Origin of the sequence: Piscinibacter gummiphilus (genome assembly GCF_002116905.1) — a bacterium.
GTDB classification, from domain to species: domain Bacteria; phylum Pseudomonadota; class Gammaproteobacteria; order Burkholderiales; family Burkholderiaceae_C; genus Rhizobacter; species Rhizobacter gummiphilus.
Genome location: NZ_CP015118.1, coordinates 4,808,640 through 4,832,017, shown reverse-complemented (window position 1 = coordinate 4,832,017; position 23,378 = coordinate 4,808,640). Strand labels below are relative to the sequence as shown.

The 23,378-nt window shown below is 69.5% G+C and carries 26 protein-coding genes and 2 pseudogenes; 17 read left to right on the top strand and 11 right to left on the bottom strand.

Annotated features, from left to right (window positions below):
* Position 1 precedes the first annotated feature (1 nt).
* The 5 genes from A4W93_RS22080 to dusB all read right to left on the bottom strand — a co-directional run bounded on the left by A4W93_RS22080 (position 2) and on the right by dusB (position 4,616).
* Positions 2-970 (bottom strand): phosphatidate cytidylyltransferase, encoded by a 969-nt coding sequence (locus tag A4W93_RS22080; protein WP_085752656.1) that lies wholly within the window; start codon positions 968-970, stop codon positions 2-4.
* Positions 970-1,590 (bottom strand): lysophospholipid acyltransferase family protein, encoded by a 621-nt coding sequence (locus A4W93_RS22075; protein ID WP_085752655.1) that lies wholly within the window; start codon positions 1,588-1,590, stop codon positions 970-972. The genes A4W93_RS22080 and A4W93_RS22075 overlap by 1 nt, the downstream gene beginning before the upstream one ends.
* Before the next feature lie 22 nt (positions 1,591-1,612).
* Entirely contained in the window at positions 1,613-3,202 is a 1,590-nt protein-coding gene (purH, locus tag A4W93_RS22070; RefSeq protein WP_085752654.1) for a bifunctional phosphoribosylaminoimidazolecarboxamide formyltransferase/IMP cyclohydrolase, read from the bottom strand.
* 87 nt (positions 3,203-3,289) lie between these two features.
* Complete coding sequence (locus A4W93_RS22065; RefSeq protein ID WP_085752653.1) at positions 3,290-3,526, bottom strand: helix-turn-helix domain-containing protein; 237 nt, start codon at positions 3,524-3,526, stop codon at positions 3,290-3,292.
* Between the two features lie 43 nt (positions 3,527-3,569).
* Entirely contained in the window at positions 3,570-4,616 is a 1,047-nt protein-coding gene (gene dusB / locus A4W93_RS22060; RefSeq protein WP_085752652.1) for a tRNA dihydrouridine synthase DusB, read from the bottom strand.
* A gap of 110 nt (positions 4,617-4,726) precedes the next feature.
* Here dusB and A4W93_RS22055 point away from each other — a divergent pair, with 110 nt between their 5' ends.
* Positions 4,727-5,212, top strand: coding sequence for a YqaA family protein (locus tag A4W93_RS22055; RefSeq protein WP_085752651.1), 486 nt, complete (start codon positions 4,727-4,729; stop codon positions 5,210-5,212).
* A 58-nt stretch (positions 5,213-5,270) separates the two neighbouring features.
* Positions 5,271-5,876 (top strand): hypothetical protein, encoded by a 606-nt coding sequence (locus tag A4W93_RS22050; protein WP_085752650.1) that lies wholly within the window; start codon positions 5,271-5,273, stop codon positions 5,874-5,876.
* Positions 5,877-5,891: 15 nt separating this feature from the next.
* On the opposite strand, the gene A4W93_RS22045 is transcribed toward A4W93_RS22050, so the two are convergent.
* Positions 5,892-6,389, bottom strand: coding sequence for a phasin family protein (locus A4W93_RS22045; protein WP_085752649.1), 498 nt, complete (start codon positions 6,387-6,389; stop codon positions 5,892-5,894).
* 134 nt (positions 6,390-6,523) lie between these two features.
* Between A4W93_RS22045 and argB the strand changes: the two genes are divergently transcribed.
* The 3 genes from argB to slmA are packed head-to-tail and all read left to right on the top strand — an operon-like array spanning position 6,524 to position 8,804.
* Positions 6,524-7,435 (top strand): acetylglutamate kinase, encoded by a 912-nt coding sequence (gene argB / locus A4W93_RS22040; RefSeq protein WP_085752648.1) that lies wholly within the window; start codon positions 6,524-6,526, stop codon positions 7,433-7,435.
* A complete protein-coding gene (locus tag A4W93_RS22035; protein WP_085752647.1) occupies positions 7,432-8,121 on the top strand; it encodes a pyrimidine 5'-nucleotidase in 690 nt (229 codons plus the stop codon). The genes argB and A4W93_RS22035 overlap by 4 nt, the downstream gene beginning before the upstream one ends.
* 29 nt (positions 8,122-8,150) lie before the next feature.
* Positions 8,151-8,804 carry a nucleoid occlusion factor SlmA gene (gene slmA / locus A4W93_RS22030; protein WP_085752646.1) on the top strand — a complete coding sequence of 218 codons (654 nt, stop codon included), beginning with the start codon at positions 8,151-8,153 and terminating at the stop codon, positions 8,802-8,804.
* Positions 8,805-9,470: 666 nt separating this feature from the next.
* Here slmA and A4W93_RS22025 read toward each other — a convergent pair.
* The 3 genes from A4W93_RS22025 to A4W93_RS22015 all read right to left on the bottom strand — a co-directional run bounded on the left by A4W93_RS22025 (position 9,471) and on the right by A4W93_RS22015 (position 12,835).
* Positions 9,471-10,481 (bottom strand): lipase secretion chaperone, encoded by a 1,011-nt coding sequence (locus tag A4W93_RS22025; protein WP_085752645.1) that lies wholly within the window; start codon positions 10,479-10,481, stop codon positions 9,471-9,473.
* Entirely contained in the window at positions 10,478-12,085 is a 1,608-nt protein-coding gene (locus tag A4W93_RS22020; RefSeq protein WP_085752644.1) for a peptidylprolyl isomerase, read from the bottom strand. The genes A4W93_RS22025 and A4W93_RS22020 overlap by 4 nt, the downstream gene beginning before the upstream one ends.
* Positions 12,086-12,205: 120 nt before the next feature.
* The gene (locus tag A4W93_RS22015) at positions 12,206-12,835 is read right to left on the bottom strand and encodes an esterase/lipase family protein (protein WP_157782214.1); all 630 of its coding nucleotides are present in this window, start codon (positions 12,833-12,835) and stop codon (positions 12,206-12,208) included.
* A gap of 238 nt (positions 12,836-13,073) precedes the next feature.
* Between A4W93_RS22015 and A4W93_RS22010 the strand changes: the two genes are divergently transcribed.
* The 10 genes and pseudogenes from A4W93_RS22010 to tatC all read left to right on the top strand — a co-directional run bounded on the left by A4W93_RS22010 (position 13,074) and on the right by tatC (position 17,610).
* Positions 13,074-13,949 carry an ATP-binding protein gene (locus A4W93_RS22010; protein ID WP_085752642.1) on the top strand — a complete coding sequence of 292 codons (876 nt, stop codon included), beginning with the start codon at positions 13,074-13,076 and terminating at the stop codon, positions 13,947-13,949.
* Positions 13,950-14,023: 74 nt separating this feature from the next.
* Positions 14,024-14,473 (top strand): NUDIX domain-containing protein, encoded by a 450-nt coding sequence (locus tag A4W93_RS22005; RefSeq protein WP_085752641.1) that lies wholly within the window; start codon positions 14,024-14,026, stop codon positions 14,471-14,473.
* A gap of 26 nt (positions 14,474-14,499) precedes the next feature.
* Positions 14,500-14,889: a phosphoribosyl-AMP cyclohydrolase gene (hisI, locus tag A4W93_RS22000; protein WP_085752640.1), complete on the top strand. Its 390-nt coding sequence runs from the start codon at positions 14,500-14,502 to the stop codon at positions 14,887-14,889.
* Positions 14,886-15,236 carry a phosphoribosyl-ATP diphosphatase gene (locus A4W93_RS21995; protein WP_085752639.1) on the top strand — a complete coding sequence of 117 codons (351 nt, stop codon included), beginning with the start codon at positions 14,886-14,888 and terminating at the stop codon, positions 15,234-15,236. Before hisI ends, A4W93_RS21995 begins: the two co-directional genes overlap by 4 nt.
* A complete protein-coding gene (locus A4W93_RS21990; protein WP_085752638.1) occupies positions 15,233-15,610 on the top strand; it encodes a DUF4870 family protein in 378 nt (125 codons plus the stop codon). The genes A4W93_RS21995 and A4W93_RS21990 overlap by 4 nt, the downstream gene beginning before the upstream one ends.
* Before the next feature lies 1 nt (position 15,611).
* Complete coding sequence (locus A4W93_RS21985) at positions 15,612-15,962, top strand: histidine triad nucleotide-binding protein (protein ID WP_085752637.1); 351 nt, start codon at positions 15,612-15,614, stop codon at positions 15,960-15,962.
* A gap of 53 nt (positions 15,963-16,015) precedes the next feature.
* The gene (tatA, locus tag A4W93_RS21980) at positions 16,016-16,252 is read left to right on the top strand and encodes a Sec-independent protein translocase subunit TatA (protein ID WP_085752636.1); all 237 of its coding nucleotides are present in this window, start codon (positions 16,016-16,018) and stop codon (positions 16,250-16,252) included.
* Between the two features lie 83 nt (positions 16,253-16,335).
* Positions 16,336-16,564, top strand: a pseudogene (gene tatB, locus A4W93_RS30815) (Sec-independent protein translocase protein TatB); the annotation flags it as partial.
* 83 nt (positions 16,565-16,647) lie between these two features.
* Positions 16,648-16,815 (top strand): annotated as a pseudogene (gene tatB, locus A4W93_RS30810) (Sec-independent protein translocase protein TatB); the annotation flags it as partial.
* A gap of 12 nt (positions 16,816-16,827) precedes the next feature.
* A complete protein-coding gene (gene tatC, locus A4W93_RS21970; RefSeq protein ID WP_085752634.1) occupies positions 16,828-17,610 on the top strand; it encodes a twin-arginine translocase subunit TatC in 783 nt (260 codons plus the stop codon).
* A 119-nt stretch (positions 17,611-17,729) separates the two neighbouring features.
* On the opposite strand, the gene A4W93_RS21965 is transcribed toward tatC, so the two are convergent.
* Entirely contained in the window at positions 17,730-18,905 is a 1,176-nt protein-coding gene (locus A4W93_RS21965) for a S1C family serine protease (RefSeq protein ID WP_085752633.1), read from the bottom strand.
* A gap of 17 nt (positions 18,906-18,922) precedes the next feature.
* On the opposite strand from A4W93_RS21965, the gene A4W93_RS21960 reads away from it, so the two are divergent.
* Together A4W93_RS21960 and pdxA are read left to right on the top strand one after the other, a co-directional pair.
* The gene (locus A4W93_RS21960; RefSeq protein ID WP_085752632.1) at positions 18,923-19,675 is read left to right on the top strand and encodes a Nif3-like dinuclear metal center hexameric protein; all 753 of its coding nucleotides are present in this window, start codon (positions 18,923-18,925) and stop codon (positions 19,673-19,675) included.
* The gene (gene pdxA, locus A4W93_RS21955) at positions 19,672-20,676 is read left to right on the top strand and encodes a 4-hydroxythreonine-4-phosphate dehydrogenase PdxA (RefSeq protein ID WP_237357598.1); all 1,005 of its coding nucleotides are present in this window, start codon (positions 19,672-19,674) and stop codon (positions 20,674-20,676) included. The genes A4W93_RS21960 and pdxA overlap by 4 nt, the downstream gene beginning before the upstream one ends.
* Here the strand turns inward: pdxA and A4W93_RS21950 are convergent.
* Positions 20,673-23,282: a DUF1631 family protein gene (locus A4W93_RS21950; RefSeq protein ID WP_085754282.1), complete on the bottom strand. Its 2,610-nt coding sequence runs from the start codon at positions 23,280-23,282 to the stop codon at positions 20,673-20,675. The two genes, pdxA and A4W93_RS21950, sit on opposite strands and share 4 nt — an antisense overlap.
* Positions 23,283-23,378 lie beyond the last annotated feature (96 nt).

Sequence of the window (23,378 nt, the reverse complement as noted above, 5' to 3'; positions counted from 1 at the left end):
ATCACGCGCCGAAGTACCAGCGCACCGAATGGAAGAAGACGGGCGCCGCGAAACACATCGGCGCGACGCGGTCGAGCAGGCCCACGGCGCCGGTGACCGAACCCGTGCTGCCCTGGCGCTGGATGCCGGCGTCGCGTTTCATCGCCTTCATCACGAGGTCGCCGAAGATGGCGCAGCCGGCGGCGATGAACGCGATCAGGAAGGACTGCGGTGGCTTGAACGGCGTGATCCAGTACAGCAGGCCGCCCGCGAGGCCGCCGGCCAGCGCCGAGGCGAGCCACGTGCGCCACGACAGGTTGCGGTTGATGTGGCGCGCGATGGGGCGGCGGCGCAGGCGGCGGGCCACGAGTTCGTGCGTGATCTGCGCGACGGCCACCACGATCACGATGTAGAGCACGAGGAACGCGCCGCGCTCCTCGTACCGCGGGAAGCTGAGCAGCAGCAGTGCGGGCGCGTGGCTCATGCCGTACACGCACACCATCGTGCCCCACTGGATCTTCGCGGTGCGTTCGAGGAAACGGGTGGCGTCGTTGCCGAGCGCGGCCAGGATGGGCAGCACGGCGAACGCGTACACGGGGATGAAGACCGAGAACAGGTTGAACGCGCGGCCCGCGGCCAGCACGTACTGCAGCGGCAGCACGACGAAGAAGACGGCCAGCAGCGCGCGGTGGTCGGCCCGCCGCGTGTGGGTCAGCGTGATGAACTCGCGCAGCGCGAGGAAGGACACCACCGCGAACAGCAGCGTGGCGACGGCCGCGCCGAGCGCCCAGGAGATCCAGAACAGCACGGTGCCGATCCACACCGCGCGCAGGTCCAGCACGAAGCGGTGGTGCAGCGCGGCCTGCCGCGGGGTCATCTCCTTCAGCGACCGCCAGAACGCCAGCACGGTGGCGAGGATCAGCAGCCCGAAGATGGCGACGAACAGCAGGCCGATCTGCTGGGAGACGGTGAGGGCGCGCAGCGAGCCCATCAGGCGGCCACGCTCCGCAGGGCCACCACGGCGTCGCGCGCGCGGGTGAGGAAGGTGCGCTTGTCCTCGTCCCTGGCCAGCTGCATCGGCGCGCCGAACGTGACCGAACACAGGATGGGCACGGGCACGACCTCGCCCTTGGGCATCACGCGCTGCACGTTGTCGATCCAGGTGGGGATGAGCTGCACGTCGGGGAACTGTTCGGCGAGGTGGAAGAGGCCCGCCTTGAACGCGGCGGGGTCGCCCTTGTTGCCGCGGGTGCCCTCGGGGAAGATCACCAGCGAATCGCCGTTGCGCAGCGCCTCGGCGAGCGGCTCCAGCGGGTCTTCGTCCTCGGTGCGCACGCGGCTCACGTAGACGGCGTTGAACACCTCGCGGGTGATCCAGTGCTTGAGCTTCGTGGCCGTCCAGTAGTCGCGGGCGGCGATGGGGCGTGTCTGCGCGCGCAGGTCGCGCGGCAGCGACGCCCAGATCAGCACCCAGTCGAAGTGGCTCTGGTGGTTCGCGAAGTAGATGCGCTGCTCCGCTTTCGGCGGACAACCGTACCAGTGCCCCTGCGCGCCCGTGATCAGGCGCGCGAGGAACGACAGGGCGAGGCCGACGGCTTCAGGACGAGTCATGAAGCCATCGTAACCCGGCGGGTCAGTGGCGGAAGTGACGGACGCCGGTCAGCACCATCACGATGCCGCGTTCGTTCGCGGCGGCGATCACCTCGTCGTCGCGCATGCTGCCACCCGGCTGGATGACGGCGGTGGCGCCGGCGTCGACCACGACGTCGAGGCCGTCACGGAACGGGAAGAAGGCGTCGCTCGCGACGGCCGAACCCTTGAGCGTGAGGCCGGCGTTCTCGGCCTTGATGCTGGCGATGCGGGCCGAGTCGATGCGGCTCATCTGGCCGGCGCCCACGCCGAGGGTCATGCCGCCGCCGCAGAAGACGATGGCGTTGCTCTTGACGTACTTGGCGACCTTCCACGCGAACAGCAGGTCTTCCAGTTCGGTGGGCGTGGGCTGCTTGGCGCTCACGACCTTCAGTTCGGACTTGTCGAGCTCGCGGTTGTCGGCGGTCTGGATCAGCAGGCCCGAACCGACGCGCTTGACGTCCTGCAGGTTGCGGCCCTGTTCCCACGCGGTGGCGCCACCCGGCGGCAGCGCGATCTGCAGCACGCGGGCGTTGGGCTTGGCGGCGAAGAGGGCGAGGGCCTCGGCCGAGAAGCTCGGGGCGATCAGCACCTCGACGAACTGCTTCGACACGGCGGTGGCCGCGGCCACGTCCACCTCGGTGTTGAAGGCGATGATGCCGCCGAAGGCCGACGTGGAGTCGGTCTTGAAGGCCTTGCCGTAGGCCTCGGCCGCGTTGGCGCCGATGGCCACGCCGCACGGGTTGGCGTGCTTGACGATCACGCAGGCGGGCGTGTCGAAGCTCTTCACGCATTCCCACGCGGCGTCGGCGTCGGCGATGTTGTTGTACGAGAGTTCCTTGCCCTGCAGCTGCTTCGCGGTGACGAGCGAGCCGGGGGCCGGGTGCAGGTCGCGGTAGAACGCGGCGGCCTGGTGCGGGTTTTCGCCGTAGCGAAGGTCCTGGAGCTTGACGAAGCGGGCGTTGCTCTGGGCGGGGAACTCGCTGCGCGCCGGCACGCCGGTCACGTCGCCGTCGACCTGCAGCGACGACAGGTAGTCGCTGATGGCGGCGTCGTAGTTCGAGATGCGGTTGAACGCGGCCACCGACAGCGCGAACTTCGTGGCGCGGCTCACGGCCTTGTCCTTCTTCAGTTCGGCCAGCACGCCGGCGTACTGCGACGCGTCGGTCAGCACGGCCACGTCCTTCCAGTTCTTCGCGGCCGAACGCACCATGGCCGGGCCGCCGATGTCGATGTTCTCGATGGCGTCTTCCACCGTGCAGCCGGCCTTGGCCACGGTGGCCTCGAACGGGTACAGGTTCACGACCAGCAGGTCGATGGTGGCGATGTTGTGCTTCGTCAGCGCGGCCATGTGCTCGGGCACGTCGCGGCGGGCCAGCAGGCCGCCGTGGATGGTCGGGTGCAGCGTCTTCACGCGGCCGTCGAGCATCTCGGGAAAGCCGGTGTGGTCGGCGACTTCGGTGACGGGCAGGCCGGCGTCGGCCAGGAGCTTCGCGGTGCCGCCGGTGGAGAGCAGCTTGACGCCGAGGGCGTTGAGTTCGCGGGCGAAGTCGAGGACGCCGGTCTTGTCGGAGACGGAGAGGAGGGCTTGCATGGGGAGGTTCTTTCTATTCGGGGGTGCGCTGTTGCAGGCACAGGATCCCGGCCTTCGCCGGGATGACGCGGGGACTTCGTCTGCGCGTCACTTGATCATCTTGTGGTCGAGCAGCTTGCGTCGCAGGGTGTTGCGGTTGATGCCGAGCCACTCGGCCGCCTTGCTCTGGTTCCCGTCGGCGTGTTTCATCACCACGTCGAGCAGCGGGCGCTCGGTGACCTTGAGCATCATGTCGTACATGGCGGTGGGCTCGACGCCGCGCAGGTCCTTGAAATAGACCTCCAGGCTGTCGCGGATGCATTCCTCGATGTGCTTCTTGCTCATCGCGCCTCCACGGGGCCCGCTCCCCGATGTTGTTCTGGTTGGTTCATGTGGTCGTCAGTTCTTCTTCGGTTGAGTCGTCACCGCCGGCCTCGAGGGTGGGCAGGCGGGGGTGGTGGCCGGCCAGTTCGTCGAACCAGTCGGTCACGGCCCGGACCTGCGTGTCGCAGGTCTCGAGCGTGTTCATGAATTTGCGGAAGGCCTCGCCGCCGGGCAGGGCGCGCACGGCCCAGCCGATGTGCTTGCGCGCGGTGCGCACGCCGGCGTATTCGCCGTAGAGGCCGTAGTGGTCCATCAGGTGTTCGAGCAGCCAGGCCTTCGCCTCGGCCGTCTCGGGCGCGGGCAGGTGTTCGCCGGTCTCGAGGAAGTGGCCGATCTCGCGGAAGATCCATGGGCGGCCCTGTGCCGCACGGCCGATCATCAGGGCGTCGGCGCCGGTGCGGTCCAGCACGAGGCGGGCCTTTTCGGGCGAGTCGATGTCGCCGTTGGCCACCACGGGGATGCGCAGCGCGGCCTTCACCGCGGCGATGGTGTCGTACTCGGCGTGGCCGCTGTAGCCCTGCTCGCGCGTGCGGCCGTGCACGGTCACCATCGCGACGCCGGCCTGTTCGGCGGCGCGGGCGATGGCCACGGCGTTGCGTTCGGTGTTGCACCAGCCGGTGCGCATCTTGAGCGTGACCGGCACGCCGCGCGGCGCGGCGGCGGCCACCACGGCTTCCACGATCTGCAACGCGAGCGGTTCGTCCTGCATCAGCGCGGAACCCGCCCACTTCGTGCACACCTTCTTGGCCGGGCAGCCCATGTTGATGTCGATGATCTGGGCGCCGTTGTCGATGTTGTACGCGGCGGCCTCGGCCATCATGCCGGGCTCGGTGCCGGCGATCTGCACGGAGATGGGCGCCACTTCACCGTCGTGGTTGGCCCGGCGCGAGGTCTTCAGGCTGTTCCACAGTTCGCGCCGCGACGTCACCATCTCGCTCACCGCGTAGCCGGCCCCCAGCCGCTTGCACAGCTGGCGGAACGGGCGGTCCGTGACGCCGGCCATGGGGGCGGCGAACAACCGGTTCGGCAGGGTGATGGGGCCGATGTTCATGGCGCGGGAAGGGGGCGGAGACGGGGCAGCGCTGCCGAAAAAAGAGGCAGAGTATAGCCGCTGGCGGGAGGCCGCCGACTGACTTTTTCCCGATGCGCATAATGCAATCGATGGATGCCTGGATCGAGTCGGTGAAGGCCCTGCTCGCCTTGCCCGGTGTCGGCCTCGGCGGCCTGTTCGTGGCTGCCTTCCTGTCGGCCACGCTGCTGCCGCTCGGGTCCGAGGCGCTGCTCTACGCGGTGCTCGCCGCCGACCGTTCGCTGATGGTGCCCGCGGTGCTCGTGGCCACGCTGGGCAACACCTTGGGTGGCGCGGTCACCTGGTGGATGGGACGTGGCGCCGAGCAGCTGTACGAACGCCTGGGCACGTCGCCGCACCACGACCGGGGTAGGCGCTGGCTCACGCGCTTCGGCCCGATGGCCTGCGTGTTCGCGTGGCTGCCGGTGGTGGGCGACCCGCTGTGCGCGGTGGCCGGTTGGCTGCGGCTGCCGTTCTGGCCGTGCCTCGCGTGGATGGCCCTCGGCAAGTTCCTGCGTTATGCGGCCTTGACCGCGCTGTTCGTGGGGGCGTCGATGCCAACCGCGATGCCGGGGTAAGGCACTGCGGCGGCGGGCGTGTGGCAGGATGTGCGTTCCCACCGTTCCCGAGACTGCCGTGCTGACGCGTTCCCCCGCCGACAAGAAGACCTCCCGCGGAGCCGCCCGTGCCCCGGGCACGCTCGCGCGCGCACGGCGCTGGATCGGCCGGCTGCTGGGCCGCGCGCCCGAGCCGCCGGTCAAGCGCGTGCCGCCCGCCCGCACGTCCACGCTCGACAAGGCCGAACTGGAGGTGGTGCGCCGCCACCTGGGCGAGGTGCTCGACCAGCACCCGCAGTCCCGCAAGGTGATGCGTTACGCGCGCGCCCTCGAACACGGCCTGCAGAAGAAGGGCCGCTTCGCGCTCGACGACATGCCGGTCGAAACCATCCGCTGCGCGCTCGAGCAGCTCGACACGCTCGTCACCGACTGGTCCGTCGAAGGACTCTCCACGCTGCGCTCGAAGGCCGCGGTGGCCATCGCCGGCCGCGAGCGGGCCGAAGCCCAGCGGCAGGAGAACCGGCGGGCGGCCGCGGGCCACGGCGACGTGGAGGTCGAGGAGGCGAGTGTCACCACGTTCATGCAGGCGAACGAGGAGTGGGAACGTTCGTTCACCGGCAACACCGACCGCGCGCCGCTCGACGAAGCGCCCGATCCGAAGGCGGCGCCCCCGGCCGAGCGCTGACCCCCTCGGGAACGCTCAGGGCGAGGCGCGCTTGCGTGCCGACGGCTTCGTGCCCGCGGTGGGCGTGGCCGACCGCGCGGCGGACCGCTTCGCCGCCGCCGGACGGGCCGGTGCCGCCGCCTTCTGCAGCTTCGCCACCTGCTCGGCCAGCTCGGCCACGCGGGCCTCGAGGTCTTCCACCTGCTTCGCGCTGGGCACGCCCAGGCGGGTGAGGGCGCGGGCCGTGCGGTCCTCGAAGATCGACTCCAGCTTGTCCCACTGCTGGCCCGCCTTCGACGTCATGTCGCCGGCCAGGCCGCTCCAGCGCGAGCCCATCTCGCCGAACTTCTCCTCGGCGGCGGCCTGGGTCTTGCGCTGGATGGTGGTGCCTTCCTGGACGAGGGTCTCGAACACCTTGCCACCCTCGGCCTGCGCCTTCGCGAAAGCCCCGAGGCCGGCCAGCCAGATCTGCTGGGCCGACTCGCGGACCGTGTTGACGAAATCGGGGTTCGGGTTGTCCGTCTTCTTGACCATGATCGCCTTTCGGTGAAGGGAAGATGACTGACTATACGGGCCGCCCCGCGCCGCTTTTAGGGGCCCACCCCTACGGAATCGGGTGCGCGCCTCTACAATTTGCCGCATTCATCGTTCCCGGAAAGCCCCCCGCCATGAGCCACGAGCCCCCTGCTGCCCACGACCTGACCCACATCGCGCCCCGTGACAAGGCCGAGATCCTGGCCGAGGCCCTGCCGTACATCCGCAAGTTCCACGGCAAGACCATCGTGATCAAGTACGGCGGCAACGCGATGACCGATCCGGCGCTGCAGCAGGACTTCGCCGAAGACGTGGTGCTGCTCAAGCTCGTCGGCATGAACCCGGTGGTGGTGCACGGTGGCGGCCCGCAGATCGAGGACGCCCTCGCGAAGATCGGCAAGAAGGGCACGTTCATCCAGGGCATGCGCGTCACCGACGAGGAGACGATGGAAGTCGTCGAATGGGTGCTCGCCGGCCAGGTGCAGCAGGACATCGTGGGCCTGATCAACGTCGCGGGCGGCAAGGCCGTGGGCCTGACGGGGCGTGACGGCGGCCTGATCCGCGCGCGCAAGCTGCGCATGGTGGACCACAAGGACCCGAGCGTCGTGCACGACGTGGGCCAGGTCGGCGAGATCGAATCCATCGACCCGTCGGTGGTCAAGGCGTTGCAGGACGACCAGTTCATCCCCGTGATCTCGCCGCTGGGCTTCGGCGCGAACAACGAGAACTACAACATCAACGCCGACGTCGTGGCCGGCAAGCTGGCCGAGGTGCTCAAGGCCGAGAAGCTGATGATGCTGACGAACATCCCGGGCGTGCTCGACAAGGCCGGCAACCTGCTGACCAACCTGTCGGCGCGCGAGATCGACGAGCTCTTCGCCGACGGCACCATCAGCGGCGGCATGCTGCCGAAGATCGCCTCGGCGCTCGAGGCCGCGAAGAACGGCGTGACCGCGGTGCACATCATCGACGGCCGCGTGCCGCACTCGATGCTGCTCGAAATTCTCTCCGAGCAAGCCTACGGCACGATGATCAGAAGCCATTGAAGAAGCGTCCCCTGCCGGTCTGGCTCTTCGACCTCGACAACACCCTGCACGACGCCTCGTTCGCGGCCTTCGGCCCCACGAACCAGGCCATGAACGACTACATCGTCGAACACGTGGAGGTGACCGAGGCCGAGGCGGCGCTGCTGCGGCAGCGCTACTGGGACCGGTACGGGGCCACGCTGCTCGGGCTGGTGCGGCACCACGGCGTGCGGCCGCACCACTTCCTCGAGGTGACGCACCGCCTGCCGGGCCTGGAGGAACGGCTGCGAACCAGCAGCCACGACCGCGCCGCGCTGCGGCGGTTGCCCGGCCGCAAGTACATCCTGACGAACGCCCCGCGGGCGTACGCGATGCGGGTGCTCGACACGCTGCAGCTCACGTCGGAGTTCGACGGCATCCTGTGCATCGAGGACATGGAGATGTTCGGCGAACACCGCCCGAAGCCGGACCGGCGGATGCTCCGTTCGGTGGCCGCCCGGCTCAAGGTCCGGCCGTCGCGGTGCGTGCTGGTGGAGGACACCCTGCAGCACCAGCGCGCCGCCCGGGGCCTCGGAATGCGCACGGTGTGGATGCAGCGCTACCTGAAGCGTGCGGAATCCCGCACGGAAGTCGGTAGACACCCTTGTCCGACGCCCCCCTATGTGTGTGCAAGAATCCGGTCGCTGAGGATGCTCTACAGGCTTTGACAATCCCTAGACCAGCGCCGGACTTTGCAATGACCGACACCACGCCCACCCCTGAAGACTCGGTCGTTGCCCCCGCGGAAGGCGCGGAAGCGCCGGTGCGCAAGCGCCCGAAGCCGGGCGAGCGCCGCGTCCAGATCCTCCAGACCCTCGCCGCCATGCTCGAGCAGCCCGGCGCCGAACGCATCACCACGGCCGCGCTGGCCGGCCGGCTGGAGGTGTCCGAAGCGGCCCTCTACCGCCATTTCGCCAGCAAGGCCCAGATGTTCGAGGGGCTCATCGAGTTCATCGAGCAGAGCGTCTTCTCCCTCGTGAACCAGATCACCGAACGTGGTGACTCGGGCGCGGTCCAGGCCCGCCAGATCCTCACCGTGGTGCTGCAGTTCAGCGAGAAGAACCCCGGCATGACCCGCGTGATGGTGGGCGATGCCCTGGTGTTCGAGAACGAACGCCTCGTGGCGCGCATGAACCAGTTCTTCGACCGCATCGAATCGCAGCTGCGCCAGAGCCTGCGCGGTGTTGCCGAGTCGAACGGCTCCAGCACCCCCACGGTGGACGCCAACGCCCAGGCCTCGGTGCTGACCGGCTTCGTGGTGGGGCGCCTGCAGCGCTACGCCCGGTCGGGCTTCAAGCGCAGCCCGGTCGAGCACCTCGACGCGGCGCTGGACCTGCTGGTCGCGGGCTGAAATAAGCCGTGATCCCGGCCTTCGCCCACTACTGTCCGGGGAAAATCGAGACGCCTTCAAAACACCCGTCATCCCGGCGCAGGCCGGGACCCTGGGCCTGACCCGAAGCGCGGATGGCCATGCTCGGTCAGGCCGTGCCGGCTGCGCGCGCCACCGTTCCCCTCGTGAGTGGGACCGCGCCGGGAGTTCGCCCCGGCGGGCGAGTCACTTATTTGCTGGTGCAAATAAGTAACCAACAAAGCACCTGAACACCAGCTTCGGCTTATGCGGCTCTGCTGCTCCTGCTCCGCGGGACTCGCGCGTCGAACGCCGAGAACTCGATGACGCCAGGACTTCTCGCCAGGCTCTGACTCGCGGGGTCTGCCTTCGCGAGCGCTCGGTTCAATCGAGCCACTCGCGTCGTTCCGCGCAGGGCGGAACATCCTGCTGAGCGCAGGCGCTGGCGCCTGCACGCGATCGCGTCGGGCTCTGCGATGACGGGCTGTTCGCGCGCCAGGCCCAGGGCCCCGGCCTGCGCCGGGGTGACATCTTGGTTCTTGCGATGCGATCGAGTCGGGAAATCAGCAAATTCAGCGCATCCCGCTTTGGATCGGGCCTGTTGGCCGACGCCTCGATTTTCCCCGGACAGTAGTGGGCCTTCGCCGGGATGACATTTCGTTTGGGGGATCAGCGCTTCGCCTGCTGATCGTAGGCCCGGGCGCCGGGCAACTCCTCCGCCGAGAAATGCTGCGCCATCAGCTGCTCCACCGCCGCCTGCGGGTCGGCCGGTGACGTGGCCAGCAGCGCATCGCGCTGCTGCCGGAAGGCCTGGTGCCGCTCGGCCCACTGGGCGTTCTGCGCGTCCATCTCGCCGATGCTCGACGCGGCGTCCGAACCCATGTACTGCGTGCGCAGCGCCTGCACCTGCGCCTCGGTGCCGCCCCGTTCGCGCAGTTCGGCGATGCGCAGGGCGAGTTCGCTCGCCTTCGGCGACAGGGCCGGTTCGAGTTCGGCCACCTCGCCCGGCAGCGCCGCGCGCAGTGCGTGGATCTGGCGGGCCTTCTCGACGGCGCTGAGCCGCGGGTCCGACTCGATGGCCTGGGCGTCGAGCGTGTAGCGCGAGTAGGCCTCCTGCACGCCGAACAGCGCGTTCGACGTGGCCGCGTCGAAGTGCTGGCGGCGCAGCGCGGCGTCCTGTGCCAGCAGCTGCCGCATCTCCTCCGGGGTCTGCGGCGGGCGCTGCAGCGCCGTCGACCTCGCGAGGGCCTGCGTGTAGCCGCGGTAGGACTGCACCATCGCCAGCACCTGCTCGGCCGCCTCGCGGGGCAGCCCGCCGCGCAGCGACCGTTCGAGCTTCGCCAGCGCCTCGGCCGACGGGTTGTCGCCGAGTTCGGCCACGATCAGGTCGAGCGCAGTCTTGGTCTCCAGGTCGACGCGCAGGTCACCCGCCACGCCCAGGTCGAACATGCGGGCGGGGTCGACCGGCTCGCTGCTGCCCGGCACGGGCAGCACGCGGGGGCGCGAACCCGGGCCCGTCACGGTCGACGCGCCCGCGGCACCGGCGGCCGTGGGTGCGGACGGCAGGTCGACGGGATCCACCGACGGCCAGGCGAGCCACACCAGCGCGGCGAGGCCCGCGCAGGCCGCGGCCGCCAGGAGTGGCCGGCGCGCGGGGGAGGGGCGGTCGACGGTGATCATTGGACGAGCTGGATGTCGGCGCTGGCGCGCAGCTGCTGCAGCCGCACCTGCACCTTGTCGTTCATCAGCTTCGGGTACAGCCACGCCGTGGCCTCGTCGAGGCCGGGGCGGCGCGCCGTGGGCCGCACGGCATCGAGCCGCACGATGACCCAGCCGGCCTCGGTGCGCACCGGCTTCGCGGCATGGCGTCCGGGCTTGAGCGGCCGCACGACGGCCGAGACCGCCGTGGGCATCTGGTTGTTCAGCAGCCAGCCCATCGAGCCGCCCTGCTTCTTCGTGCCGTCGTCGAGCGAGAACTCGCGCGCCAGCACCGGGAAGCGGGCGCCCTGGTCGAGCCGGGCGATCAGCGCGGTGGCCTGCGCCTCCTCGGCCACGACGATCTGGCTCACCTTGAAGTCGTGCACGGGCACGTCGCTGCGGTACAGCGCCTTCAGTTCGTCGGTGCCGATGCGGGTCTGCGAGATCAGCCAGCGCACGTACATGCGCCCCGCGATCGTCTTCTCCTGCAGGTCCGCCTCGGCCAGCACCGACGGGTTCTCGTCGAGCTTGCGCTCGCGGGCCTGGTGCGCGAGGACCTCGGTCATCACGAGTTCCTCGAGCGTGGCTTCCCGGCCCGCCAGCGGGCGCGCCGGCTGGTTCGGATCCACGGGGTCGTACGGGTTCTCGATGCCGTTGCGGGCCTTCACCAGCTGCTCGAGCATGACACGCGGAATGGGTCGGCCGTCGACGGTGGCGACGACCCCGCTCGTGTCGGCGAGCGGGCCGTCGCCGAGCGGCTGCAGCACCTTCACGTCGGCCGCCCGGCGCCAGGCGGTGACCTGCTCGTCCACCTTTTCGTTGACCCACTGCGGTCCGAGCCAGCCGCGCGCCTCCTCGAAGGACGGCGGCGGGATCTCGCGGCGCGATTCGACGCGGATGACGTGCCAGCCGAACTCGGTGTGCACCGGCTCGGCGCTGTGGCGCCCGGGCGCCTGCGCGATCGCCGCCGCGGCGAAGGGCGGTACGAACGACGTGGTCTTCATCGTGGGCAGCAGCCCGCCCTGGCGGCGGGACTCCTTGTCGATCGACCGCTTGCGGGCGAGGTCGGCGAACGAGGCGCCGGCGTCGAGCCGCACGATGGTGTCGCGGGCGGCGGCCTCGTCGGCGAGCACGATGTGGCGCACGCTCACCTCGTGTTCGGTGGGGATCGCGGCATGCCGTTCGCGCACTGCGGCCTCGTCGACCACGGTCTCCTGCGTCAGCAGGCGCAGCAGCCGCTGGCTCAGCACCTGGTCGCGCTGGTACGCGAGTTCGCTGGCTGCCTCGGGCGTGGCGGTGAGGCCCTGGTCGCGCGCCTTCTGCGCGATGAGTTCCATCTGGATGATGTCGTCGAGCGCACGCTGGCGGTCTTCGAGCGTGACCGGTGGCAGCGGCCGGCCGGTGTTGTCTCCGGAGCCGTTGCGCAGGTTCAGCAGTTCCACGAGGGTGGTGCGCTGGATGGCCTGGCCGTTGACCCAGGCCACGGGGGTGTTCTGGACCTTGTGGGCGGCGCCGGCGATGCCGGCCGCGAGCAGGGCGCACGCGGCCAGACCGCGCCGCCAGGTGCGGGTGCGGGGGTACAGCATGGGTTCGTCTCCGTCGGTGTTTTCATGACCGGGCCCGTCCGTGACGGCGGACCCGGTGTCCGGCACTGTGCACCGAACCGAAAACCCTGCGCAAGGGGGCCATCCCAGCCCCCCCGCGGATCACCGCAGTGCGGTGCGCAGGCTGTTGTAGACGCTCTGGTTCGTCAGCAGCGTCAGGTGGTCCACGCTCGCCACCTGCGTGCTGCTGCCGCAGCGCGCGCTGGAGGCGGGCAGGATCACGCCGTCGACCGACGACCACAGCGAGCGGTCGCAGCCGCGGCCGGCCAGCTGCAGCAGGAACAGCGAACCGGCGCGCATGTCGAAACAGGCGGGGCTGAAGCAGGCCCAGGCCGACGTGGTGCCCGAGTGCGGCGAGCCGAGGCTCACGAAGCGGCGCGTGGCCGCCTGGCCGCCTTCGTTCACGAGGAACGAACGGGTCACGAGGCCGCCGTTGGAGTGCGCGACGATGGCGACCTTGGCGTTGCCGTTCGCGGCGCGCACGTTGCGCACGTACGAGGCGAGTTCACGGCCGCTGGCCGTGTCGCTGACCAGCAGCGAGCTGTAGTTGAAGCCGTAGAGCTTGTTGGCCGGGTAGCCGCTGGCGGTCATGCGGCCCATGATCGAGCTGAAATTGCTCGAGTTGCCGCTGTAGCCGTGCACGAACACGACGGGTTCGGATTGCGCGAGGGCCGAGCCCACGGAACAGACGGTCAGCGCCGCGGCTGCAATCCACTTTGCATTGATCTTCATGGCTTTGTCTCCGATGTTGTGAACATGGAGGGCGCCTGCTGTCTGCGTGGACGGGCAGGTCACCCGGGTTGCGTCCGGTCGACCGACCGGCGCGGGCCCAGTGTTGCTGAAAGTAAAGGCAAGGCAACATAGAGAAATCCCTTGCGTTTCAAAGGCCGGAACGCCAATCCGCTGCGAAATGATCGGAAGCCGCCGGCCGGTAAACTGGCCGCTGGTTCCGGTCCGACACCCACTTCCCATGCCCCTCGCTCCCGACGCCCTGCAACACCTCATCACGCGCGCCGAGGCGCTGATCACCCGCCTCGAGGCCGTGCTGCCGCACCCGCTGGAAGCGCCCGACTGGTCGGCCTCGACGGCCTTCCGCTACCGCAAGCGCTCGGGTGGCAGCCGCATCGAGCCGGTGCGCCACGTGGCGCGCATCCGCCTCGACGACATCGTGGAGGTCGACCCGCAGAAGGAGCGCCTCGTGCGCAACACGCTGCAGTTCGTCACGGGCCACTCGGCCAACAACGTGCTGCTCACGGGCGCGCGCGGCACGGGCAAGAGCTCGCTCGTGAAGGCCTGCCTCAACGAATACGCGCCGCAGGGCCTGCGGCTGATCGAGATCGACAAGCACGACCTCGTCGACCTGCCCGACATTCTCGATCTGGTCACCGACCGGTCCGAGCGCTTCATCGTGTTCTGCGACGACCTGAGCTTCGACGAGGGCGAGCCCGGCTACAAGGAGCTCAAGTCCATCCTCGACGGCACCGTCTCGCAGTCGGCCGACAACGTGCTGATCTACGCCACCAGCAACCGCCGCCACCTGCTGCCCGAGTACATGAAGGAGAACCTCACGTACAAGCACACGGAGGACGGCGAGGTGCACCCGGGCGAGGTGGTCGAGGAGAAGATCTCGCTCAGCGAACGCTTCGGCCTGTGGGTGAGCTTCTACCCGTTCAGCCAGGACGAGTACCTCGCCATCGTGGCCCAGTGGCTGCGGGGCTTCGGCGTCTCCGAGGAGCACATCGCCGCCCACCGCCAGGAGAGCCTCGTGTGGGCGCTGGAGCGTGGCTCGCGATCGGGCCGCGTGGCCTTCCAGTACGCGAAGGACCTCAGCGGGAGGTTGGCATGAGCACCGCCCGGCCGCCCGAAGGTGCTCGCACCGCAGCCCGACAGGGCGAAGGTACTCCAGGGACCGCGCACGAGATGGGCACGAGCCTCGCCGACCTGGCCGAGGACCGCCCGGTGGTGGACGTGGCCGTGGGCGTGCTGATCGACGGCGACGGCCGCTTCCTGCTCACGTCGCGCCCCGAGGGCAAGGTGTACGCCGGCTACTGGGAGTTCCCGGGCGGCAAGCTCGAGGCCGGCGAGACGGTGGAGCAGGCACTGCGCCGCGAGCTGCACGAGGAGCTGGGCATCACCATCGGCGCGGCCGTGCCGTGGCGCATCGAGCTCGTCGACTACCCGCACGCCCGCGTGAAGCTGAATTTCTGCAAGGTGTTCGCCTGGTCCGGCGACTTCGAGATGCGCGAGCGCCAGTCCATGTCCTGGCAGACCCTGCCGGTGGCGGAACAGCCGGTGCTGCCGGGCACGGTGCCCGTGCTGCAGTGGTTCGCCGAGGAACGTGGATTCACGGGCGCCACGCACGCGGGTTGACCCCGGTGGATGGTTACACTGACCCCATGAAGTGGCTTGAAGACATCCAATGGGACGCGCAGGGGCTCGTGCCCGTGATCGCGCAGGAAGTCGGCACGAACGACGTGCTGATGTTCGCGTTCATGAACCGCGAGGCCCTCGCGAAGACCGCCGAGCTGGGCGAGGCCGTGTACTGGAGCCGGTCGCGCAAGCGCCTGTGGCACAAGGGCGAGGAGTCCGGCCACACCCAGACCGTGCACGAGATCCGCATGGACTGCGACAACGACGTCGTGCTGCTGAAGGTCACGCAGAACGGGCACGAGCCCGGCATCGCGTGCCACACCGGCCGGCACAGCTGCTTCTTCCAGAAATACCAGGACGGCGCGTGGACCACGGTCGAGCCCGTCCTGAAGGACCCGGAGCGCATCTACAAATGAGCAGCAGCAACGACACCCTGGCCCGGCTGGCCGAGGTCATCGAGTCGCGCCGCGGTGGCGACCCGGACAAGAGCTACGTCGCCCGCCTGTTCCACAAGGGCAACGACGCCATCCTGAAGAAGATCGGCGAGGAAGCCACCGAGACCGTCATGGCGGCCAAGGACGGCGATCCGAAGAAGATCGTCTACGAGGTGGCCGACCTGTGGTTCCACTCCATGCTCGCGCTCGCCGCGTACGGCCTCAAGCCGGCCGACGTGCTGGCGGAACTGGAGCGGCGCGAGGGGCTCTCAGGACTGGAGGAGTTTGCAGCCCGCAAGCTCCAGCAACGCGAGGGAGAAGGGTCATGAACGATCTCGTCACGCTCAGCGAAAAGGATCAGGGTCTCAAGACCATCGGCCACATCAGCTACGCGCTGCATGCGGTGGTGGCCGTGGCCGCCGTGCTGCCGGGCGCCCAGCCCAGCATCGTCCTGCTGCTCGTGGCGTTCGTGCTCGACCTCGTCAAGAAGGACGAAGCCGCCGGCACCTGGCAGGCGGGCCACTTCGCCTGGCGCATCCGCTCGGTGCTGTGGGCCTTCGGGCTCTACGTGGTCACCTCGTGGCTCTTCCTGCTGTTCTACTTCCCCGGCGCCATCGCCTGGGGCCTGATCTCGCTGTGGTTCCTGTACCGCGTGGTGCGCGGCTGGGTGAACCTCAACTCCAACACGCCGATGCCGGAATGACATGAACACCGACCACAACTGCATCTTCTGCAAGATCGTCGCGGGCCAGATCCCGAGCCGCAAGGCCTACGAGGACGACGAGTTCCTCGCCTTCCACGACATCGCGCCGTGGGCGCCGGTGCACGTGCTGGTCATTCCCAAAGACCACATCCCCACGCTGGCCGACACCGACCCGTCACAGCATGCTGGCATGCTCGGGCGGATGCTCGCGCTCGCGCCCCGGCTGGCGAAAGAGCAGGGGGCCCACAATGGCTTCCGCACCGTCATCAACACCGGCTCCGACGGCGGGCAGGAGGTGTACCACCTCCACATGCACGTGATCGGCGGGCCCCGCCCCTGGGCGAAAGGCTGATTCGCGGGTCCGCGCATCGCCTAAAATCCTCACATTCCTTCAGGAGATAGATCATGGGTTCCTTCAGCATTTGGCACTGGCTCATCGTGCTGGTCATCGTGGTGTTGGTGTTCGGCACGAAAAAGCTGAAGAACATCGGCTCCGACCTCGGCGGCGCGGTCAAGGGCTTCAAGGACGGCGTGAAGGACGGTTCCTCGTCCGCCGACGCGTCCGCCCCCAACCAGCAGGTCACCACCAACAAGGCCACCGACCCGAACACGGTCGACGTGGAAGCCAAGTCCAAGTCGTGAACGATGTCACGCTCCCGCTCCGGGAGCGTTCCGGCGGGCCGCTTGGCCTCGCCGGTGCCTTCGCACCTTCCTGACCCTCCAGCATGATCGACTTCGGCTTCGACAAGATCGCCCTCATCGGCGCTGTCGCCCTCATCGTGATCGGCCCGGAAAAGCTGCCCCGCGTGGCCCGCACCGTGGGCCACCTGATCGGCAAGGCGCAGCGCTACGTGGCCGACGTGAAGGCCGAGGTGAACCGCTCCATCGAGCTCGACGAGCTCAAGAAGATGAAGGGCGAGTTCGAGGACGCGGCGCGCGGTGTCGAGCAGTCCGTCAACGAGCAGATCCACCAGACCACCAGCGACCTGAACAACGCCTGGAACGACGCCGAGCCGGCCCCGTTCAGTGGCGGGTTGCACGATGGCCTCACGCCCGTCCCCGAGTACAAGCACCCCAAGAAGCACTGGCGCCTGCGCCGCTCGGCCATGCCGCAGTGGTACAAGCAACGCCACGGCGTGCGCAGCAAGGCGCTGTCCGGCGCCGCGCGGGTCTCCCGCTTCCGCCCGCCCCGTTCGTCGACCTGACCCCACCTCCCCATGAACGACGAACTGGAAGGGACCGAGCAGCCCTTCGTCTCGCACCTCATCGAACTGCGTGACCGCCTGATCCGGTCCGTGATCGCCATCGGCGTGTGTTTCGGCGCGCTGGCGCTGTACCCCGGCCCGGCGGCCCTCTTCGAGCTGCTGGCGCACCCGATGATCGCGAGCCTGCCCTCGGGCGGCGCCATGATCGCCACCAGTGTGATCTCGCCGTTCATGGTGCCGCTGAAGGTCACGCTGATGACGGCCTTCCTGCTGGCGCTGCCGGTCGTGCTGTACCAGGTGTGGGCGTTCGTCGCACCGGGCCTCTACATCCACGAGAAGAAGCTCGTGCTGCCGCTCGTGGTCTCGAGCACCGTCCTCTTCATCGTGGGCGTGGCGTTCTGCTATTTCTTCGTGTTCGGGCAGGTGTTCCACTTCATCCAGAGTTTCGCGCCGAAGGCCATCACGGCCGCGCCGGACGTCGAGGCCTACCTCAGCTTCGTGATGAGCATGTTCATCGCCTTCGGCGCCGCGTTCGAGGTGCCGGTGGTGGTGGTGGTGCTCGCACGCATGGGCCTCGTGCCCATCGACAAGCTCAAGGCCTTCCGCGGCTACTTCGTCGTGATCGCCTTCATCATCGCGGCGGTCATCACGCCGCCCGACGTGGTGTCGCAGCTGGCGCTGGCGATTCCGATGTGCCTGCTGTACGAACTGGGGATCTGGGCGGCCGTGCTCTTCATCCGCCACACGAAGGCACCGGAGGAAGCTCCTCCGGAGCAAGCGCCGCCCGCCGCCTGATCCGCACCACCCGCGCCCGTCATCCCGGCGAAGGCCGGGTCCCCGGGTGTGGATTGGCGGGACAGTGCCTCGGGTGAACGCCCAGGGTCCCGGCCTTCGCCGGGATGACATCCTGGTTTCTATTCGATGGATCGCTTGGGCGAGACCTTCGGGCGCTGGGCCACCGTCACGGTCAGTTCCATCGCCTTGTCCCCCCGCTGCACCCCGATCACCGCCTTCTCCTGCGGCTTGAGCGCCGCCACCGCGGTCAGCAGCTGCGACACGTTGACCACCGGGGTGTCGGCCACCTTCACCACCACGTCGCCCGGGCGCAGGCCGCCGGCGCTCGCCGGGCCGTTCTGCAGCACGCCGGTGATCAGCACGCCCTGGCGGATGGGCAGGTTGAACGTCTCGGCGATCTCGGGGGTGAGGTCGCGGGGTTCGACGCCGATCCAGCCGCGCGTGACCTGGCCGTCGCGGATCAGGCCCTCCATCACCTGGCGCGCCGTGGTGACCGGGATCGCGAAGCCGATGCCCAGGCTGCCGCCGCTGCGCGAGTAGATGGCCGTGTTGATGCCGAGCAGGTTGCCCTGGGCGTCGACCAGCGCGCCGCCCGAGTTGCCGGGGTTGATGGCGGCGTCGGTCTGGATGAAGTTCTCGAACGTGTTGATGCCCAGCTGGTTGCGCCCGAGTGCGCTGACGATGCCCGACGTGACCGTCTGGCCCACGCCGAACGGGTTGCCGATGGCAAGCACCACGTCGCCCACCTCCAGCGTGTCGGCGCTGCCGAACGCGATGACGGGCAGCTTGTCGAGCTCGATCTTCAGCACGGCCACGTCGGTCTCGGGGTCGGTGCCCACGACCTTGGCGCGCACCTGGCGGCGGTCGGGCAGCTGCACCTCGATGTCGTCGGCGCCTTCGATCACGTGGTTGTTCGTGAGCAGGTAGCCCTCGGGCGAGACGATCACGCCGGAGCCGAGGCCCATCTGCGGCTGCTGCTGGCGGCCCTGGCCCTGTTCGCCGAAGAAGAAGCGGAACCACGGGTCGTCGGCATGCGGGCTGCGGGACGGGGCCTTGCTGGCGGTGATGCTGACCACCGCGGGCGTGGCGCGCTTGGCCGCGGCGCTGTAGCTCGTCACCGCGCCACTGGCCGCCCCCTCGACCGCCGGCGCGGCCTCGATGATCGACACGATGTTCGGCAGCACCCCCTGGCGGTTGCCCTTGCGGAGCCAGTCGGGCTTGAGCGTGGCGACCACGAACAACACTGCCACCGACACGGTGACCGCTTGGGAGAAAATGAGCCACGTTCTGCGCATCACCGAGATCCTGTTCCATGACCCCACGCACTGAAATCGAGTCGTACCTGAACACCTTGCTCGACGTGGGGAAGTTCCGGGATTATGGGCCGAACGGCGTGCAGGTCGAGGGCAAGGCCGGGGTCGGCCGCCTCGTCTCCGGCGTCACCGCGAGCCTCGCCTTCATCGAGGCCGCCATCGAAAAGAAGGCCGACGCGGTGCTGGTGCACCACGGCCTCTTCTGGAAGGGGTACGAGGGGCGCATCACGGGCTGGCTCAAGCAGCGCATCGAGCGGCTCATCGCCAACGACATCACCCTGTTCGCCTACCACCTGCCGCTCGACGCGCACCCGCTGCTCGGCAACAACGCGCAGTTCGGGCAGCGCTTGAAGTTCACGGCCGATGCCCGCTTCGGCGACCAGGACCTCGGCTTCATCGGTTCGCCGTCGCAGCCGCTCACCACCGCGGCGCTGGCGGCCTTGCTGAAGTTCCGGCTCGGGCGCGACCCCGTCGTGGCCGACGGGGCGCCGGGCCGCCCGATCAAGCGCGTGGCCTGGTGCACGGGCGGCGCGCAGGGCTACTTCGAGGCCGCGATCGCGGCGGGCGCCGACGCGTACATCACCGGCGAGATCTCCGAGCCGCAGGCGCACCTCGCGCGCGAGACCGGGGTCGCCTTCCTGGCCTGCGGCCACCACGCCAGCGAACGCTACGGCGCGCCGGCGCTCGGTGCTCACCTGGCGGAGAAGTTCGGGCTCGAGCACGAATTCATCGAGATCGACAACCCGGCATGAAGCCGCTGCTGCTCACCATGGGCGACGCCGCCGGCATCGGGCCCGAGATCATCGTGAAGGCGTTCGAGGCGGGGCAGCTGGACGACACGGTGGTGCTGGGCGACGTCGCCGTGATGCGCCGCGCCGCGGCCCTGCTCGGCGGGCGCGTGACGGTACAGCCGATCGATGGTCCGGTCCGGTCCGCCGCGCCCGGCGCGCTGCCGGTGCTGCAGCCCGCGAGCCTCCCGTCCGACGTCGCCGACGTCCCCTTCGGCCGCATCGACGCCCGCGCCGGCGCGGCCGCCGCGGCCTGCATCACCGAGGCCGTGCGTCTCGTGCGGTCCGGCGAGGGGCGGGCCATCGTCACCGCCCCGATCCACAAGGAAGCGCTGTCGGCCGCGGGCGTGCCGTTCCCCGGGCACACCGAGATGCTGCAGGCACTGTCGGTGGACACGGGAGAGCCGCCACCCGTGCGCATGATGCTGGCCAACGACGAACTGCGCACGGTGCTGGTCACCATCCACGTGTCGCTGCGCCGAGCGATCGACGCGGTCACGTTCGACGCCGTGCTGGAGACCGTGCGCATCGCCGACCGCTCGCTGCGGGCCATGGGCATCGCCCGCCCGCGCGTGGCGGTGGCGGGGCTCAATCCCCATGCGGGGGAGGGCGGGCTGTTCGGCGACGAGGAGGTCCGGGTCATCGCCCCGGCCATCGCGGCGGCACGCGCCGACGGCATCGACGCCAGCGGCCCTTACGCGCCCGACACGGTGTTCATGCGCGCCCGCGACGTCCCGGGCCACCCCGGCGAGTTCGACGTGGTGGTGGCCATGGTGCACGACCACGGGCTGATCCCCGTGAAATACCTCGGGGTGGAGCAGGGCGTCAACGTGACGCTGGGCCTGCCGTTCGTGCGGACGAGCCCGGACCATGGCACGGCCTTCGACCTGGCCGGCACCGGGCGGGCCGACGCGGCCAGCCTCGTGGCCGCGGTGAAGATGGCCCGTCTGCTGACGCCGGACTAACGCTTGCCCAGCGGCGCCCGGTCGGTGTTGCCGCGCTCCTTGCCGCCCTTCGACAGCGCCGCCAGCTGCTTGCGGGCGCGCGCGGTGGCGCGTTCCATCAGGTAGGCGCTCTCGAACGCACGGAAGCGCCCGGTCTCGCACATGCGCGACAGCATGCGCGACGTCAGCGACACGGTCTCGGTGTGGCGCTTGCCGCGCGTGAACACGAAGAACGCACGCCCCGGGCTGACGTAGCTCAGGCGCACCTTCTGCCACTCGTCGTTCAGGTTCATCTGGTACGCGAAGCCGAGGCGCACGTGGTCGATGAGGTGGGCACCCTGCGTGGGGGCCTCGGTGGGGTCCGGCGCGGCGTCGAGGTTGATGTCGAGGCCGATGGCGGACAGGTCGATGTCGAGGTCCGCCGGCGCGGTGTTCGGGTCGCTCGAGACGGGCTCCACCTCGGGGCCGGCGGAGAGGTCGATGTCGATCTCGCCCGACCAGTTGACCGCGCTCTCCTCGACGAGGCCGATGCGCTGCGCCTCCTCGGGCGTGAACTGCGGCTCGATGGGCGCCGAGCCGGTGCTGCTCATGGGCACGTCGCGCAGCAGCGTGTCGTTCTCGGGCACCGGCGTGTTGAAGACGGCCTCGAGCTGCTTGGCGAGCAGGTTGTACTCCAGCTCCGTCATGGGCTGGCCCTTGAGGGACTCGGCGTGCGCGGGCAGCAGATGCCCGAAGAACTCCTTCTGCGCGGCCTCGGGCCAGCCGATCAGGCGAAGGCCCTCGTTCAGGTCCTTCATCAGCGGCGGCAGCTGCATCAGGAACTTCTTGCGCAGCGCGGGCGAGCCCTTGGGCTGCACGCTCATCACGAGGTCGCGGCCGACACGGCGCAGGCGCTGCACCAGCTCCGACTGCGGGCCTTCCTTGCGCGAGGCGAGCGCGAGCGCCTGGCTCCACACCTGGGCGAGGAAGTTGCGCAGGTATTCCTGCAGCGAGAGCGGCGCGAGGGCCGTCTGCAGCTGCAGCATGTAGCGCTGCTGCACCCGCAGGTCGGATTCCTTGTTGTTGACGACGGCCACGGCCTCGGAGGCCTGCGACACGTCCTCCTTCGCCTGCTGGGCGATGAAGGCCTCGAGCGCCGCGACCTTGGCGTTGTAGACCTCCATCTGGTCGAAGTCGCCTTCGACGATCTCCTGGACCAGGTCGCGCACGCGGGCGAGGAACTGCTTGCCGGAGCCGCTTTCGAAGTCCTCGAAGGCGAGCGCGAGCGACGCGATGCGGTTGACGAAGCGCCGCACCGGGTGCTTGCGCGACGAGAAGAAGGTCTGGTCGGCCAGCGCAACGCGCAGCACGGGCAGCTGCAGCCGGGCGATCTGGCGCGCCATCTGGGGCGGCACGCGCGGGTCGGACAGGATCTGGTCGAACAGGCTGCCGACCACGTCGATGACCATGTGGTCGAGCGTGCCGGTGGAGGCCTGGCGCAACTCGTCGCGGTGCGCCCGGATCATGTTGACCGCCATCATGGCCGGCGGGCCGGGGCGGCTGGCCGAGAACGGCGTGACCCCGCTGTCGGCGCCGCCGCCGAAACCGGTGGCCGCTCCGGACACGGATCCGGACCCCGGCACCGCCTGCATGTCGGTCAGGTCGGCCGGACGGCTGGCGAGGAACGTGAGCCGGCGGATCAGCGCCATCAGCTCGGCGTCGGCCTGCGGGTTCACACCCGGGCGGGGCGTGAACCGCCCGGCACCCGTCTGGCCGGGGCCGCGGCCTGGGCCGGACTGCGTGCTCCAGCTGCTGCGCGCGCCGCCAGTCCCCATGGTGGACGGGTGGCCGCCCGGGCCGGTGTGGTTGGGCAGGGCGCCGGAGTCGAACTCCGAGCCCGTACTGCCGGCGAAACCGCCCGCACGGGTGGACATGCCGGTGTCGTGGTGCAGCGTGTCGTAGCCCGAGATGACGCGGTCGCGGGCGAATTCGTTGCCGGGGCCCTCGACCCCGCGCACGGTCAGGCTGACGGGGGTGACGCCCCGGGCGCGCAGGTCGGTGACGATGTCGCGGTAGCAGCCGGGCATCACCTTCGCGAGGGCCGCGCCCAGTTCGCGGGCGAGCAGCTTGCGGCTCTCCTGGTCGTTCGTGATGCCGCTGATGGCGCGGTAGACGGCGGCGCCCAGCACCTCCGGGCGCAGCGGGTTGCGGTCGTGGTCGGCGCGGCCGATGCCCAGCATGGCGCCGGTGTAGGCGGACAGGTCGCGCAGCTCCCACTCGCAGCCGTGCGTGATGGCCTGGCTGATGCGGTCGGCGAACATGCGCTCTTCCACCTCGGCGTCGTTGACGAGGCTGAGGGACTGCCAGTCGGTCTCGGCCAGGCGGCGGCCGGGTTCGCTCTGCGGGTTGATCTCGCGGGTGACGCGCTTGCTGAGGGTGTCGCCCAGCAGCAGCACGTACGTGCTCATGTTGCGGCGCAGGTCGAGCTGGGCGTTGATCAGCGCGTCGCGTTCGAAGATGCGCGTGGCCGCCGAAGCCAGCACCCCGAGGTGGGTGGCCACGCGATCCGCGACGGCCGCGGTGGTCGTCCGGATGTGGTTGATCGCTGCATCGAAGGCAGCCTGTGATCGGGGATCGGTCAGGTTCATGTCGAACAAAGCCGCGGGGCGCGCCAGGAGACGCGCCGGGGGGCTGGACCGGCGCGCAGGTTCCGCAAGTATGGCCCCAAACGAATTCCGCCAGTG

Bases quoted from the DNA above. Each gene is read 5' to 3' on its own strand.
- A4W93_RS22080 (WP_085752656.1), bottom strand. From the start codon at position 970: ATGGGCTCGCTGCGCGCCCTCACCGTCTCCCAGCAGATCGGCCTGCTG.
- A4W93_RS22075 (WP_085752655.1), bottom strand. From the start codon at position 1,590: ATGACTCGTCCTGAAGCCGTCGGCCTCGCCCTGTCGTTCCTCGCGCGC.
- purH (WP_085752654.1), bottom strand. From the start codon at position 3,202: ATGCAAGCCCTCCTCTCCGTCTCCGACAAGACCGGCGTCCTCGACTTC.
- A4W93_RS22065 (WP_085752653.1), bottom strand. From the start codon at position 3,526: ATGAGCAAGAAGCACATCGAGGAATGCATCCGCGACAGCCTGGAGGTC.
- dusB (WP_085752652.1), bottom strand. From the start codon at position 4,616: ATGAACATCGGCCCCATCACCCTGCCGAACCGGTTGTTCGCCGCCCCC.
- A4W93_RS22055 (WP_085752651.1), top strand. From the start codon at position 4,727: ATGGATGCCTGGATCGAGTCGGTGAAGGCCCTGCTCGCCTTGCCCGGT.
- A4W93_RS22045 (WP_085752649.1), bottom strand. From the start codon at position 6,389: ATGGTCAAGAAGACGGACAACCCGAACCCCGATTTCGTCAACACGGTC.
- argB (WP_085752648.1), top strand. From the start codon at position 6,524: ATGAGCCACGAGCCCCCTGCTGCCCACGACCTGACCCACATCGCGCCC.
- slmA (WP_085752646.1), top strand. From the start codon at position 8,151: ATGACCGACACCACGCCCACCCCTGAAGACTCGGTCGTTGCCCCCGCG.
- A4W93_RS22025 (WP_085752645.1), bottom strand. From the start codon at position 10,481: ATGATCACCGTCGACCGCCCCTCCCCCGCGCGCCGGCCACTCCTGGCG.
- A4W93_RS22020 (WP_085752644.1), bottom strand. From the start codon at position 12,085: ATGCTGTACCCCCGCACCCGCACCTGGCGGCGCGGTCTGGCCGCGTGC.
- A4W93_RS22015 (WP_157782214.1), bottom strand. From the start codon at position 12,835: ATGAAGATCAATGCAAAGTGGATTGCAGCCGCGGCGCTGACCGTCTGT.
- A4W93_RS22010 (WP_085752642.1), top strand. From the start codon at position 13,074: ATGCCCCTCGCTCCCGACGCCCTGCAACACCTCATCACGCGCGCCGAG.
- A4W93_RS22005 (WP_085752641.1), top strand. From the start codon at position 14,024: ATGGGCACGAGCCTCGCCGACCTGGCCGAGGACCGCCCGGTGGTGGAC.
- hisI (WP_085752640.1), top strand. From the start codon at position 14,500: ATGAAGTGGCTTGAAGACATCCAATGGGACGCGCAGGGGCTCGTGCCC.
- A4W93_RS21995 (WP_085752639.1), top strand. From the start codon at position 14,886: ATGAGCAGCAGCAACGACACCCTGGCCCGGCTGGCCGAGGTCATCGAG.
- A4W93_RS21990 (WP_085752638.1), top strand. From the start codon at position 15,233: ATGAACGATCTCGTCACGCTCAGCGAAAAGGATCAGGGTCTCAAGACC.
- A4W93_RS21985 (WP_085752637.1), top strand. From the start codon at position 15,612: ATGAACACCGACCACAACTGCATCTTCTGCAAGATCGTCGCGGGCCAG.
- tatA (WP_085752636.1), top strand. From the start codon at position 16,016: ATGGGTTCCTTCAGCATTTGGCACTGGCTCATCGTGCTGGTCATCGTG.
- tatC (WP_085752634.1), top strand. From the start codon at position 16,828: ATGAACGACGAACTGGAAGGGACCGAGCAGCCCTTCGTCTCGCACCTC.
- A4W93_RS21965 (WP_085752633.1), bottom strand. From the start codon at position 18,905: ATGCGCAGAACGTGGCTCATTTTCTCCCAAGCGGTCACCGTGTCGGTG.
- A4W93_RS21960 (WP_085752632.1), top strand. From the start codon at position 18,923: ATGACCCCACGCACTGAAATCGAGTCGTACCTGAACACCTTGCTCGAC.
- pdxA (WP_237357598.1), top strand. From the start codon at position 19,672: ATGAAGCCGCTGCTGCTCACCATGGGCGACGCCGCCGGCATCGGGCCC.
- A4W93_RS21950 (WP_085754282.1), bottom strand. From the start codon at position 23,282: ATGAACCTGACCGATCCCCGATCACAGGCTGCCTTCGATGCAGCGATC.